At 44.0% G+C, this 13,732-nt stretch carries 12 protein-coding genes; 7 read left to right on the top strand and 5 right to left on the bottom strand.

Features of this window, described 5'->3' with window-relative positions; genetic code table 11:
- Window positions 1–62 precede the first annotated feature (62 nt).
- Together pncA and mhpT are read right to left on the bottom strand one after the other, a co-directional pair.
- Window positions 63–692, bottom strand: coding sequence for a bifunctional nicotinamidase/pyrazinamidase (pncA, locus tag C3420_RS01600; protein ID WP_004813881.1), 630 nt, complete (start codon window positions 690–692; stop codon window positions 63–65).
- Between the two features lie 603 nt (window positions 693–1,295).
- Window positions 1,296–2,516 carry a 3-(3-hydroxy-phenyl)propionate transporter MhpT gene (gene mhpT, locus C3420_RS01595; RefSeq protein ID WP_103799787.1) on the bottom strand — a complete coding sequence of 407 codons (1,221 nt, stop codon included), beginning with the start codon at window positions 2,514–2,516 and terminating at the stop codon, window positions 1,296–1,298.
- 718 nt (window positions 2,517–3,234) lie between these two features.
- Here mhpT and dapA point away from each other — a divergent pair.
- From dapA to C3420_RS01570, 5 genes are all read left to right on the top strand, one after another.
- The gene (gene dapA / locus C3420_RS01590) at window positions 3,235–4,134 is read left to right on the top strand and encodes a 4-hydroxy-tetrahydrodipicolinate synthase (protein ID WP_076752845.1); all 900 of its coding nucleotides are present in this window, start codon (window positions 3,235–3,237) and stop codon (window positions 4,132–4,134) included.
- 12 nt (window positions 4,135–4,146) lie between these two features.
- Window positions 4,147–4,752: a hypothetical protein gene (locus C3420_RS01585; protein WP_004890926.1), complete on the top strand. Its 606-nt coding sequence runs from the start codon at window positions 4,147–4,149 to the stop codon at window positions 4,750–4,752.
- A gap of 38 nt (window positions 4,753–4,790) precedes the next feature.
- A complete protein-coding gene (gene purC / locus C3420_RS01580) occupies window positions 4,791–5,510 on the top strand; it encodes a phosphoribosylaminoimidazolesuccinocarboxamide synthase (protein WP_005220503.1) in 720 nt (239 codons plus the stop codon).
- Window positions 5,511–5,703: 193 nt separating this feature from the next.
- Entirely contained in the window at window positions 5,704–6,336 is a 633-nt protein-coding gene (locus C3420_RS01575; RefSeq protein WP_048882133.1) for a YrbL family protein, read from the top strand.
- Between the two features lie 159 nt (window positions 6,337–6,495).
- On the top strand, window positions 6,496–7,161 hold the full coding sequence (locus C3420_RS01570) for a YrbL family protein (protein WP_103799788.1): 666 nt from the start codon (window positions 6,496–6,498) through the stop codon (window positions 7,159–7,161).
- A 372-nt stretch (window positions 7,162–7,533) separates the two neighbouring features.
- Here C3420_RS01570 and C3420_RS01565 read toward each other — a convergent pair whose 3' ends face one another.
- Window positions 7,534–8,808: a replication-associated recombination protein A gene (locus C3420_RS01565; RefSeq protein ID WP_103799789.1), complete on the bottom strand. Its 1,275-nt coding sequence runs from the start codon at window positions 8,806–8,808 to the stop codon at window positions 7,534–7,536.
- A 264-nt stretch (window positions 8,809–9,072) separates the two neighbouring features.
- On the opposite strand from C3420_RS01565, the gene C3420_RS01560 reads away from it, so the two are divergent.
- Window positions 9,073–11,208: a putative bifunctional diguanylate cyclase/phosphodiesterase gene (locus C3420_RS01560; protein ID WP_103799790.1), complete on the top strand. Its 2,136-nt coding sequence runs from the start codon at window positions 9,073–9,075 to the stop codon at window positions 11,206–11,208.
- A gap of 10 nt (window positions 11,209–11,218) precedes the next feature.
- Here C3420_RS01560 and C3420_RS01555 read toward each other — a convergent pair whose 3' ends face one another.
- Window positions 11,219–11,671, bottom strand: coding sequence for a YcgN family cysteine cluster protein (locus tag C3420_RS01555; protein WP_005220481.1), 453 nt, complete (start codon window positions 11,669–11,671; stop codon window positions 11,219–11,221).
- Between the two features lie 193 nt (window positions 11,672–11,864).
- Between C3420_RS01555 and C3420_RS01550 the strand changes: the two genes are divergently transcribed.
- Window positions 11,865–12,023, top strand: coding sequence for a DUF1328 domain-containing protein (locus C3420_RS01550; RefSeq protein WP_004647174.1), 159 nt, complete (start codon window positions 11,865–11,867; stop codon window positions 12,021–12,023).
- A 93-nt stretch (window positions 12,024–12,116) separates the two neighbouring features.
- On the opposite strand, the gene murJ is transcribed toward C3420_RS01550, so the two are convergent.
- On the bottom strand, window positions 12,117–13,667 hold the full coding sequence (murJ, locus tag C3420_RS01545; RefSeq protein ID WP_171294431.1) for a murein biosynthesis integral membrane protein MurJ: 1,551 nt from the start codon (window positions 13,665–13,667) through the stop codon (window positions 12,117–12,119).
- Between the last annotated feature and the right edge of the window lie 65 nt (window positions 13,668–13,732).

Raw genomic sequence — 13,732 nt, 5'->3', positions numbered from 1 at the left:
AAAATATATAAATATATCAACTCGTCTGAAAGCAGATCAGCTCAAAAATAAAAAGCCAGCGCTTAGGCCACATCGATTATATCTTTCAGATAAATCCTTTTTACTCCTTGAGCCAGCATGTCCTGCCAGGCATGTTGCAGTGAACCATTCAGGTCAATGCCTTTAGTAGCATCCGCAATGACATAGGACTTAAAGCCCAGTTTGCAGGCATCCATCGCCGTCCACGCCACACAGAAATCGGTGGCAATTCCAACAATAAATACCGTATCGATACCACGTTCTCGCAGATAACCTGCCAGACCGGTACTGGTTTTCCGGTCTGCTTCCATAAAAGCAGAGTAACTGTCGATATTTTGATGAAAGCCTTTGCGAATAATCAGCTGCGCTTGTGGCAGATCCAATTCTGGATGCAGTTCAGCATCCGCAGTGCCCTGCACACAGTGGCTTGGCCAGAGCACCTGAGGGCCATACTCTAGCTGGATCGTGTCATAGGTAGCTTTGTCAGGATGATGAGCTGCAAAGGAAATGTGATTTTCTGGATGCCAGTCCTGGGTCAGTACAATATTACTAAAGTATTGTCCTAGTTGATTGATATTCGGAATAATCTGATCCGCACCTGCGACTGCCAGATTACCTCCCGGGGTAAATCCCTTCTGAACATCCACAACAATCAACGCGGCATTCTGCTGCATACGCTCTCATTCCTTGAAATTTTGATGATGCCCAAGCATAGCCTAAAAACCATGCTGTTTTTTAGTCCCGGTGACAAAAATAGAATGACTGCGCATTCTGACAAAAATCATATTCGGGCAATTCTTGGGCCAAATGGCGCACAAAAACGTAAGTAGATTTTGGCTTTACCTAGCGATGCCACATGAAAGTAAAAATAAGCCCGTGTATAACGTCGTATATAGCCAATCAAAATATTTCGGCATTGCATCAAGCTTAAAGACATTGATCTATAGATTGACATCATCCATATAGGCTTGATCTTCAAAGTTGAGCCATGCCCGTCCAGAGAGAGAGCGTGTTTGAGTTTCAAGGAGATGAGGTAACTCAAGCTGAATTTTGCCCTGAATGATCCATAGCGTATAGTTTTGATGTTGTTATAGGAAATGCGCAGTTTTTGAGCCAAGCACTCTTTCCTATTTGTAATTATTTTTCAGTGCAATCATGACAAATATGGCTGAATTCGAATAGCGACATAGGTTTTAAGACATTAATTCATGTCGTTTGAATCATTCTTTGAGACATAAAAAAACCCGCATCCTGCGGGTTTTTTTATTCAGTTTCGCTTATGCCGTACTGTTCATTTTACGAACCAAGAACAACATGAATACTGCTGAGATAATAATACATGGGATCGCTGCTGAGATTACACCTGCCGCACCGAAGCCTGCAGTTAACAGACTACCTGCAATTGCTGGTCCAAGCATTGCCCCAATACGGCCTACTGCTGATGCAACACCAACACCAACACCCGTACCACGAACTTCTGTTGGGTAAACGATACCACCGAAGGCATACAATACACCTTGACAGCCAATAACGAATGCACCCACTAGCGCTGATGCCATGTACATTTGTGTTAATGAACCTGCAGCGTTTAGCGCCAATAGACCGGCCAAGATACCGCCGTACATTAATAGAATCACGTAAGCTTTCTTCCAGCGGTCAGTTAACACAACTAGAATCACTGTACCTACAGTCGCACTTAGCATGAAGTAGAACTGAGCAGTAGCACCTTCTTTACGTGTGAAGCCAAGTTCTTGAAATAGAGATGGCAACCAGCTCAGCATGATGTATACCACCATCAATGTGAAGAAGTAGCTTACCCAGATGAACATGGTACGTAGCAGGTTTTGTGAGTTAAACAGGTCTTTAAACGCACCTTTAGGCGCAGCATCAGCAGGTGCATTTTCTGCTAGATCTTTCGCTTTTAAGTACTCTTTAGACTCAGGCAATAAGAACATCATCACTGGAATCACGATGATTGGTAATAATCCCCCGAGGTAAAAAATGTTTTTCCAGTTTGCACCAAATTCAGTCGCTGCAATCAGTGACAGAATTGCTGCACCGACTGGCATACCACAGTACATCAAGCCGACTGCACGACCACGATTTGCAGGTGTTACAGCTTTAGATGCAAGCGTAATCAAGATTGGCATTGCCGCCCCGAGACCCGCACCTGCCAAGAAACGTACAGCCAATAATGAGTTAAAGCTATTGACCCATACTGTACAAAGTGTGAATACAGCGAACACCGCTGTAGACCAGATCAAAACAGTCTTACGGCCAATACGGTCCGCAATACGACCACCGACCAGTGCACCAGGCAATAGGCCCAGAATCCCTGCACTGAAAAATACACCCAATTGTGAGCTATCGAGACCAAAATGCTCACGAATACCCGCTGCTGCAATACCTGCAGCCTGAATATCTAAGCCTTCAATCACTGCAATCAGAAAACAGATCGCGACCGTGACGATAGCATGCTTATTATCTGATTTTTCCATTGGATTATCCTTGTTCAATCAGCGTTCAAATAGAGCCGTCATCATCTATGAGACCGAAGTCGGATTTAACTACCAATAAGTTGAATGTTTTAGTGGGATATACAGATACAGGAGTCGGTGCTGTTGTTTGAGATACAATCCTTAGAAAGTCGCAAAAACAATTATTGTCATTGCCAGAAAATTCCTGTTTAAGGATTTAAGGCTTACAGATCAGCTAAAAAAATCCAACATTCAATAAATATCTAAGGATTCACTAATATCTAAAAAGAATCATTACAGGGATTTTAAGGCATTTTTAACTATGTCTATCCTTGTATTATTGATATGTTTTAGCTATTGGATAATCATTTATAAATCTTAAAAAATCGCTTAACTATTTGAATTTTCAATGTAATAACTTACTTAAACAGTCATTTATATGACAATTCTATTTAAGTGTCCAATTATCCAGACCATGTGAAAATACTCTTCTCTTTTTATCGTTTTACAAGAAGCTTCATTCTTTTTATTGCTTGCTTGTTGTTACAGAGCTTTGTATAAAGAATTGAGTGGCTTTCAGCAAAGCATATTGTTCTTATGCTGCTGATCAGTCATAATTTGCATACGCAATATTCAATTCGGCGCAAATGCATTGAATTTGCTACAAATCAAAATACAAACCCATCCCAAATATGTTTTCTCATTCTCTTCGGATGGACAAATAGGATAGTTTTTTAAAATGACTCAGCAAGCACAGACCATTCAGGGTTCCATTGTCGCAATCGTCACCCCTATGTTTGAAGATGGCAGCGTAGATTGGAAGGGTCTCGAGAAGCTGGTTGAGTGGCACATTGCAGAGGGCACCAACAGTATTGTCGCGGTTGGTACAACAGGTGAAGCGTCTACACTCAGCATGAGTGAACACACGCAAGTGATCAAAGAAATCATTCGTGTCGCGAACAAACGCATTCCAATCATTGCCGGCACAGGCGCAAACTCAACACGTGAAGCTATTGAGCTGACCCAGGAAGCTAAAGACCTGGGCGCAGATGCTGCACTGCTAGTCACTCCGTATTACAACAAGCCAACTCAAGAAGGCCTGTATCAGCACTATAAAGCGATTGCTGAAGCAGTAGACCTGCCGCAGATCCTGTACAACGTACCAGGCCGTACCGGTGTGGACATGTCAAATGAAACAGTGATTCGTCTGGCAGATATCCCGCAAATTGTCGGTGTTAAAGATGCGACAGGTGATGTTGAACGCGGTGCTGCACTGATTGCTGGCTTACAAGGCAAAGACATGACCGTCTATTCTGGTGATGATGCAACGGCATATCAGCTGATGGCACATGGTGCGAAAGGTAACATTTCTGTAACTGCCAATATTGCACCAAAAGCCATGAGCGAAGTGTGTGCCGCTGCTATTCGCGGTGCTGATGCTCACGCTGAAGCACTTAACGCTCAGGTTGCAAATTTACACAATATTTTATTTTGCGAATCGAATCCAATTCCTGTGAAATGGGCACTCCATGACATGGGCCTCATCGGTACAGGTATTCGCCTGCCGTTAACACCACTTGCAGAACAATATCGCGCTCCGCTTCATGAAGCACTTGCTGCAGCGGGCGTCATTAAATAAGAGCACAATACTATGCAATTACGTTTAGGACTTATCCTTGCCCTTTCAGCATTCAGTTTAGCGGGTTGTAGTTCAATGGCCTTTAAAAATGGCACTTTGGATTACAAGGACACCACTACGCTAGAGCCTCTGCAATACCCTGAAGGTGCTATGGTTCGTCCTGCAACGCCATTGTATCCTGCTCCGACAGTAGATCCGCTTGCGATTGAACATGCACCAAAACTGGAAAATGAACGTGGCAACCGTTTTGCCCTGCCACGCCCTTCTGCTGAGCCAGTTCGTTCAACTCAAGCTGATGAAACTGTTACAGATATAACAGGAAAGCCGCAACTGGTGATGGATGGAAACCAAAATCCGTTGCTCAAAATTGATGGAAATGCTGCTACAATATGGCAATACACTCTTGCCACGCTCAGCAGCCTTAACCATTCCATCGTTGGTCAAAGCAAAGATCGTTACCAGGTAACGATTAAGGTCGATCAGCAGACCTATGTTTTAAGACTCTCTCCTGCAGGTTCGAGTAACACCCTGGCTGTGTTTAATCCTGATAACAGTTTTGCCGATCGCGAAAAAGCAGCAGAACTGTTAAACCAGATTTACCAAAATTGGCCAGCCTAGACATTTTCTAGGCATTTTTTTTTGTAGAAGGTTCCCTCATGTTAAAACAAACCTTGCTCTATACTGGTAAAGCGAAATCTGTCTATACCACAGACAGTGAAGACCACCTGATTTTAGTTTTTCGTGACGATGCGTCAGCATTCAATGGCGAAAAGATCGAACAACTGGATCGTAAAGGTAAGGTGAATAACCGTTTTAACGCCTTCATCATGGAAAAGCTGGCTGCTGCTGGTATTGAAACTCATTTTGAGAAGCTATTAACGCCAAACGAAGTATTGGTAAAAAAACTCAAAATGATTCCAGTAGAGTGTGTTGTACGTAACTATGCTGCGGGTTCTTTATGCCGTCGTCTTGGTGTTGAAGAAGGTAAAGAGTTAACACCTCCTACATTCGAATTGTTCTTTAAAGATGACGCCCTTGGCGATCCAATGGTGAACGAATCTCAAGCGATTGCTCTGGGTTGGGCAACTGCTGAACAACTGGCAAAAATGAAAGAACTGACTTACCAAGTGAACGAAGTGCTTAAAGCATTATTCGAAGCCGGCAATATGCTTCTGGTTGACTTCAAACTTGAATTCGGTGTGTTCCACGACCGTATCGTACTGGGTGATGAATTCTCTCCAGACGGTTGCCGTCTATGGGACAAAGATACCAAGAAAAAACTAGACAAAGACCGTTTCCGCCAAGGCCTGGGCGGTGTGGTTGAAGCGTATGAAGAAGTTGCTGCACGTTTAGGTATTGATTTAGACAATATCTGATCTGTTATCGATAGATTCAAAAAACCGGGCTGAAAGGCTCGGTTTTTTGTTTTTATGCTTTTGCAAATCATCGGTTTAAATATCATTTCCATGTCAGCACATGAAATTTTTCTTATTTTTAGGTAGCATTAACCCATCTGTCCATTTCGCCATCGGCCTAGGATGAGATCCCTCGACTTATCAGGAACATTACATGATGTATAAAATTGATGAACTTACCCGTCTGGGCCAAGGATGCTCAAAAATTGTTTTTCAGCACCCCGAGCAAGACGATAAGATTATCAAGATCATGAATCCGGATCGTGTAGATATTGATGGGGGCTGGAAAGGTCATGGCAAGATCAAGCGCCAGTTGTCTCAAGGGGCGTATAAACAGTTCCGCCGTGAGTTATTGCAATACCTGCAATTATGCAAGAACAACTATCAATATAACCAGTTTGAGTTTCCTGTTGAAACTCCGTATGGCTTTGTTCAGACCGATAAAGGTTTGGGGCTAGTCGTTGAAAAAATTATCAGCCCAAATGGCAGAGGAATTACCCTGCATGAGCTTTGTCGTGAAAAACAATTTACCGAGAAGCATGCACAGGCTTTGGATCTCTTCTTTGATCAGTGTTGTGACCTGCATATTGTCTATGGTGAAGTGAATATTGCCGGCATCATGTATACCGAACAGCGGCATAATAAACCTGAATTTGTTCTGGTCGATGGTATGGGTGAAAAACTGCTTATTCCATTACGTGCCATGAGCAAGCGTATTAATGCTAAAAATGTGCGTAAAGTTGAGGCTAAAATTAAAGCGCAGATGCAGAAGCTGCTCGAAGCTTAATTTACAATTTTTTTGAGCTGAACCACTCAGTTATTTGATTTATTTCTCAAGCGGTTACCATCGTGTACTCCTTTCACCAAGGGTATTGGGTGGGCTTTTTCGTGTATTTTATGTTACATTACGGTTAAAAATTCTCCCATTTATTTTATTCAGGTCTTCATGATGTATCAACTTAATGATTTTACCCTTCTAGGTAAAGGCGGTTATAAACTGGTTTATCAGCATCCGACTGATGAAAGTAAAGCCATTAAAGTGATGAATCCAAACCGCATCAATGATAACGGTGAATGGGCACATCTCGGCCGTTTTAAACGTGGGCATGCTCAAGGTGTATATAAGCAATTTCGCCGTGAAGTATTGCAATACCTACAGCTGTGTAAAAATCATTATAAGCACAACATTTTTAGTTTCCCGATTGAAACACCCTATGGCTTTGTGGAAACAGATCAGGGCTTAGGGCTGGTTGTCGAGAAAATTATCAGTCCAAATGGCAACGGCATTACCCTGCACGAACTCTGCCGTACTGGCGAGTTTAATGACACACATGCCAAAGCACTGAATGAATTTTTTGATGCCTGCTGCGATCTGCATATTGTTTATGGGGAAGTGAATATTGCCGGCATCATGTACAGTGAAAAGCGCAGTGGTAAACCGGAGTTTGTCCTGGTTGATGGTATGGGAGATAAACTGTTTATCCCGCTACGTGCCATGAGTAAATCTCTGAATGCCAAGAATGTACGCAAAATTGAAGGTCGAATTCGCCATAAAATGGATGAATTGCTGCAATCTGCTCAGCAGAATCAAATCGAAAACCGGGCTGCCTAGCTCGGTTTTTTATTGCCTTCTACAATCATCGAAAAAATGAATTCTATTAATAAAAATAATCAGTTTTACATCTCTGATCAAAGCTCTTAAAATCATTTCTATAGCAGGCGAGGTCATGGCATTAGAAGTTATTTTCGCCAGACTTGCCGATCAGAATTTTTTCTACCCTCTAGGATGTATCTCCCCCAAGGACATCCTATTTTCAGCCCGGTTCTCCCTGAACTGGGCTTTTTTTTGCACACCTTTTTAAGTTTCTAAAAAAGTAATGGACTTGCGACTGAGTTCAGCCTGAGTTGATCGTACAGCTTTTGGCAGGAAAACCGATAAAAATAGACACCTAAAAGGATAAACCGTAGATATCCGTAGAAATTTTTATTGCTGCTGTTGCTGTTGTTGCCAGCGGCGTTGCTGTAAGCGTTCTCCTTCAACCTCACGTTTATTTCGTGCTGACTCATATAGCCTGGTTCCTTTCAGTTCCGGTGGCATATAATCCTGTAGTACAAAATGTTCTGGATAATTATGTGGATACAGATAATCTACACCATAGCCCTGCTCTTTCATCAGCTTGGTCGGTGCATTACGTAAATGTAATGGTACTGGCAGATGAGAAGTTTTATCTGCCAATTCCATGGCTTTATTGATGGCCAGATAGGTGCTATTGCTCTTGGCACTGGTGGCCAGATAAACTGCACATTGTCCTAAAATAATCCGGCATTCCGGCATTCCAACGGCCTGAACAGAACGGAAGCATTCTCCCGCCAGTAACAATGCATTTGGATTGGAGTTACCAATATCTTCAGAGGCGGCAATCAGCATACGGCGTGCAATAAAGACTGGATCTTCACCACCCTTTAACATCCGTGCCATCCAGTATAGTGCTGCGTCCGGATCACTGCCACGAATCGATTTGATAAAGGCTGAGACCAGATCATAGTGCTGCTCACCAGACTTATCATAGCGGGCAATATTTTGCTGCGCTACCTTTACCACCACCGTGTTGGTGATGATATTTTCCATATCCGGTTCAAAGGTGCTGGCAACCAGATCTAGCAAATTAAGTGCTTTACGTGCATCTCCTGCTGCAAACTGGATCAGGGCATCGAATTCTTCAATCTGGATATGACGTTCTTGTAAGAAACGATCAGACTGAATCGCCTGAGTCAATAAAGTCTCAATTGCCTCGGCACTTAAAGCGTTTAGACTATAAACCTGACAGCGTGACAACAAGGCACTGTTGACTTCAAAAGATGGGTTTTCGGTGGTGGCACCAATCAGGGTAATCTTGCCTTTTTCGACCGCATTTAACAAAGCATCCTGCTGAGACTTATTAAAGCGGTGAATCTCGTCAATAAACACCACGGGTGTCAGCAGATCACCACCGTCCGCAATGACTTCACGAAGTTCTTTCACCCCGGTATTTAGTGCAGACAGACTGACAAAGGGCCGGTCCACTGCCTGTGCCAGTAAAAGTGCAATTGTAGTTTTGCCCACACCGGGTGGACCCCAGAAAATGATAGACGGTAAATGCCCCTGATCAATCATCTGACGTAAAGGTGCATTTTCACCTAGCAGGTGATCCTGTCCAATAATTTCCCTGAGGTCACGTGGCCTCAAACGTTCAGGAAGAGGGATATGGCTGTCTGACATTTTATAATGGGCTCACTTTTAATCTGTTTGCATTCTAGCATTAGCTGTTTTTAATTCCGAATATGAAGTTTGTCTAGCTTCTGTCTCTGTACCAACGTATGACAATATTTTTTATCATTTCAAGTGAATTAGACCTTGCATCTTCATACAAATTTGATCATATTCTTTTTAGATCAGCTAGCGCTGAATGAATGTTCTTTTATTCTAATAATAGATAAGTGGGTCCGGGGTTAGATCAAATAAAACCTCTGTATCGGTGAATACATGGAATTTGATAAGCAGAATTTGGACACTTTTGCCCGGTTTGAATCACCGGATTGTTTACCGTCAGACACATTCAGGTCGACCACTGGCCCAGAGCTGACATATATCCAGGATTTTGCTGATGCCCTCCCTCAACCAATGTGGTTGCAGACTCGGGATGAGATTGAATATTTTAATACGGCCATGCAGGACTATCTCGGGATTGACCTGAATGAGTACGGTCGGGAATACTGGCAACAGTTTATTCATCCTGATGATTTATCTAATTTTATTAGCGAATGGCATACTGCACTGAATAAACGTCAGAATGCAGAACTGCAATGCCGGATCCAGAAATTGGATCACGGTTATCGTATGTGTTTGCTGAACATGAAGTTTCATTATGAAACGGGTAGCCTGCTGCACTGGGCTATCACCCTGACCGATGTGCATGATTATTTTGAAATCCAGCAGCAACTCTCTCAGATCATTGCTACTCAGCAAAATATGCTAGATGCAAGCTTAGACTGCATTAAAATCATGACGCCTGATGGTAAATTGAGTCATGTAAACCGTTCTGGCCGACAGGCTTTGGGACTGTCTGAAACCGAACAGCATTTTGGTATGTCCTGGCTGAATCTGCTGCCTGCCGAGGTCCGTCCATCTGGCAGGCGTGCGCTAAAGCGTGCTGCCCAAGGCATGAATGCCCGTTTTTCTGGCACTAGCCAGCTACAGGGTCAAGCACCAGAGTATTGGGATAATTTACTCACTCCAATCGTGGATGAACACAATGTGACTCGACAGATTCTGTGTGTTTCACGTAATGTCAGCCAGCAAAAACAGGTAGAAACCCGGCTGAAAGCAGTCACAGAAATTGATGAGCTGACTGGACTATATAATCGCGGCACTTTCTATAAACAGTTTAAACGCGTCCTGTTCAGAGCACGGCAACAACAGAGCCAAGCCGGGCTGCTCCTGATTGACCTAGACTATTTCAAGCATATCAATGACACCTTGGGGCATATTGCCGGTGACCATCTTTTACATGTCCTGGGGGAACGTTTCAAGAACAATCTTGGACCTGAAGCCATCGTCTCCCGTTTAGGGGGTGATGAATTTGCTGTCTTGGTCCAAAATCTTGAGCATGAATCACAGCTGTTAGAGGTGGCTAAAAAGGTCTGTCAGCAGATGGAAATACCGATCAGTTATGCCGGTAGAAGTATTAATAGTGGCATCAGTGTTGGTGGTGCCATTTATCCCCGTGATGCCATCAACAGTTCTAACTTATTAAAGTGTGCCGATATCGCACTCAATGATCTGAAAAACAGTGGTCGCGGTGGCATCCGCATGTTCAGTCAGGAAATGTTTGAATCGCTGGACAAGATGACCCGTCAACTAATTTTGGCACGTAAAATTATCAATTCAAACCAGATTATTCCTTACTATCAACCCAAGGTACGCCTGTCCGATGGTGCGGTGATTGGTTTTGAAGCACTGCTGCGCTGGAAAGATCAGTACCACCAGGTTCAGCTGCCATCCCGTATTTTCTGTGCCTTTCAGGACTATGAACTGGCCTCAAGAATCAGCGAAACCATGCAGCTGAAAGTCTTTGAAGATATGACCCAATGGCAGGAACAAGGCTTAGAAGTTCTGCCAATCTCGATCAACGCAGCGCCTGTCGAATTCCTGCGTGACGATTATGCTGAAAAGTTATTAGAACGGCTGTCTCGCTTCGATATTTCGGCAGACAAGGTTGAACTGGAAATTACCGAACAAAGTCTGTCAGAACGGGGAGCTAATTATGTTATTCGCGCACTGAACTTGTTAAAACAGGCGGGCATTCATATTTCTTTAGATGATTTCGGTACTGGCCATTCTTCGCTGACCCGTTTACAGGAATATCCGGTGGACTGTATCAAGATTGACCGTAACTTTGTGGAACGCCTGAATACTGATCCCTCGGCACTGGCAATTGTCAAAGCTATTACCCAGATTGGGTCCAGTATTGAGCTTGATGTGCTGGTAGAAGGTATTGAAAATACCGAGCAACTTTCTACCCTGATTAATTGTGACTGCCAGATCGGACAAGGTTTTTATTTCTATCGGCCAATGGCGGGTAGTGCAGCACAGCAATTACTGCATAGCACTGTGTGTTAGAACGAAACTTCTAGCGCACCCAGCGCACAATATGATCTTCCATTTCGTCTTCATCGACTTCGAGCTCACTCAGACAGCGGCCCGCGGCTGACTTGCGCGCTTTAATGACACTTTCACGTGAACCGCTGATCAGGTAATGCCAAGACGGCAAGTGTTTTCCTTCAGCCACCCGGCGATAGGCACAACTGGCTGGTAACCAGTGAATAGCCGCCAATTTTTCAGGCGTGAGCTGAATACAGTCAGGCACGAATTGTAAACGGTTGGGATAATCTGAACAGCGCGCGGTCTGACAGTCAAGCAGTTTACAGGCAACGCGTGTATAGGTGACTTCCTGAGTATCTTCATCTTCAAATTTAATGAGACAGCAGAGCCCGCAGCCATCACACAATGCTTCCCACTCCTGAGGCTTCAGCTCGTTCAGGGTATAGTGTTTCCAGAATTCAGGACGCAAAGTATCAGTCATAACAGCAGGCAGAGATGAGACAGGAGCAATATATTATAGCACCCCTGCACAAAATAAACGTACTGTAAGCATCTGATAACTATACTCACACGATTACTAACTATTAGACAGATTATCAACAAAAGGTTAACAGTTTGAAGAGCTTATTGTCCCTATACTAATTTTGAGAATAAAAACACATGGAGATTCAAAGATGTTTCGTTGGGCTATTATATTCGCTGTTATTGCATTGATTGCCAGTTTACTGGGTTTTGGTGGAGTAGCCGGTCTGTCTAAGGATTTCGCGATTATTCTGTTGGTAATTGCGGTTATTCTTGCAATTGTTGGTTTCTTGTCCCGCGGTAAGGTCTAGAGTAACGGATTTTGTCCTGACTCAAGACCATCTACCGATGGAATAAGAAGTAAAAAATAAGAGCCTCATGGCTCTTATTTTTTTGCATGAATTTTATGGTTTCAGATGTCGTGGTCGGAAACCGGTCAATACCAATGCAAGCAGATAAACTGTGACTCCGACAATACACAGCCCGATGACTTCAGTCACACGGATCCATTGCGATACCTCACCATTATACCAAGTCAATGCATATGCCAGCGCAGCGATCATGGCACAGTTGGCAAAACCAAACTGCAACATGAGCTTTTTCCAGTGACCACCAAAACGGAAAATATCACGCTTGTGCAGATAGAAATATAGCATTCCGGCATTGACCAAAGCTGAACCTGAAGAAGCTAAAGCTAATGCCATGTGTTCTGCATGCCAGTCAATCAGCTTGAAGAAGCCAATAAAAATGACGTTCAGAATCGCGTTAGCCGCTACTGCAATTAAACCGACACGTACCGGTGTTCTGGTATCTTGCTGGGCATAGAAACCTGGTGCAAAAACTTTAATCAACATGAATGAAATCACGCCAGCACTCATACACTGGAGCGCCATTGCTGTCATCTGGGTATCTTCTAGATCAAACTGGCCACGCTGGAACAGTGCCTGAATGATCGGCGTAGAAAGCATGAACAGTGCAATACTGGCCGGTAGGCCGACCATTACAATCACTTTCGCCGCCCAGTCGATCATACTGCGGAATTTCACCTGATCCTGTTCGGCATGACGTGCCGATAAAGATGGCAGAATCACGGTACCAATTGCCACGCCAATCAAGCCCAATGGCAACTCCGTCATACGTTCAGCACTGTAAAGCCAGGATACCGAACCATCCTGCATAAAGGATGCCCAGATCGTATTCAGCAACAGGTTGATCTGCGTCACTGAAACACCAAACAGGGCTGGCAGCATCAGTTTCATGATGCGGTCTACGCCTTCATGCTTGAAGTCGATTTTGGGTGGAATCAGCAGTTTCTTGCGCCACAGTTCCGGAATCTGAATCGCCAGTTGCAAAGCACCCGCAATCAATACTGCCCAACCCAATGCCATGATCGGTTCGGCCATATACGGGGTAAGCCACAAGGCGCCGGCAATCATTGCCACATTCAAAAGCACAGGTGCAAAAGCGGGTGTAGTGAATGAACCGTAGCTGTTCAGGATACTGCTGGCAAAAGCCGTCAGTGACATGAACAGCAGATAAGGAATGGTCAGGCGGAACATGTCCGATGCCAGTGCGAACTTCTCTGGATCTGCATGGAAGCCAGGTGCATAGACATAAATAATGGCGGGTGCAGCCACCATGGCCACGAAGGTCAGCAGGCTCATGACGGTAGACAGACAGCCAAATACCCTACTAATCAGGATCTGTACCTCGGCATGCGTCCGTGTGGTTTTATATTCGGTCAGTACCGGAATAAAAGCCTGTGAAAAAGCCCCTTCCGCAAACAGACGCCGGAAGAAATTGGGAATACGGAATGCGACCACGAAGGTATCGAAGTCCTTGCCTGCACCAAAGACATTGAGCAGTACAATATCCCGGACCAGACCCAGTACCCGTGACAACATGGTCATCGCACTGACAATGACGGTCGAACGCCACAGCGCCATACTGTTCACCTAATGTTTAAATTTTGCCTATTGTAATGAAACTTCTGGCAGAAGTTCATTGCTTTATCACATTC

Source organism: Acinetobacter sp. ACNIH3 (assembly GCF_002918965.1).
Lineage (GTDB): Bacteria > Pseudomonadota > Gammaproteobacteria > Pseudomonadales > Moraxellaceae > Acinetobacter > Acinetobacter schindleri.
The sequence above is the reverse complement of the archived record's forward strand: the minus strand, read 5'-3'. Positions and strand labels throughout refer to the sequence as shown.

What these genes read in the sequence shown, in the direction of transcription:
- C3420_RS01555 (WP_005220481.1), bottom strand. Translation starts at nt 11,671, where the DNA reads ATGACTGATACTTTGCGTCCTGAATTCTGGAAACACTATACCCTGAAC.
- C3420_RS01560 (WP_103799790.1), top strand. Translation starts at nt 9,073, where the DNA reads ATGGAATTTGATAAGCAGAATTTGGACACTTTTGCCCGGTTTGAATCA.
- C3420_RS01570 (WP_103799788.1), top strand. Translation starts at nt 6,496, where the DNA reads ATGATGTATCAACTTAATGATTTTACCCTTCTAGGTAAAGGCGGTTAT.
- mhpT (WP_103799787.1), bottom strand. Translation starts at nt 2,516, where the DNA reads ATGGAAAAATCAGATAATAAGCATGCTATCGTCACGGTCGCGATCTGT.
- C3420_RS01575 (WP_048882133.1), top strand. Translation starts at nt 5,704, where the DNA reads ATGATGTATAAAATTGATGAACTTACCCGTCTGGGCCAAGGATGCTCA.
- C3420_RS01585 (WP_004890926.1), top strand. Translation starts at nt 4,147, where the DNA reads ATGCAATTACGTTTAGGACTTATCCTTGCCCTTTCAGCATTCAGTTTA.
- C3420_RS01565 (WP_103799789.1), bottom strand. Translation starts at nt 8,808, where the DNA reads ATGTCAGACAGCCATATCCCTCTTCCTGAACGTTTGAGGCCACGTGAC.
- dapA (WP_076752845.1), top strand. Translation starts at nt 3,235, where the DNA reads ATGACTCAGCAAGCACAGACCATTCAGGGTTCCATTGTCGCAATCGTC.
- C3420_RS01550 (WP_004647174.1), top strand. Translation starts at nt 11,865, where the DNA reads ATGTTTCGTTGGGCTATTATATTCGCTGTTATTGCATTGATTGCCAGT.
- pncA (WP_004813881.1), bottom strand. Translation starts at nt 692, where the DNA reads ATGCAGCAGAATGCCGCGTTGATTGTTGTGGATGTTCAGAAGGGATTT.
- purC (WP_005220503.1), top strand. Translation starts at nt 4,791, where the DNA reads ATGTTAAAACAAACCTTGCTCTATACTGGTAAAGCGAAATCTGTCTAT.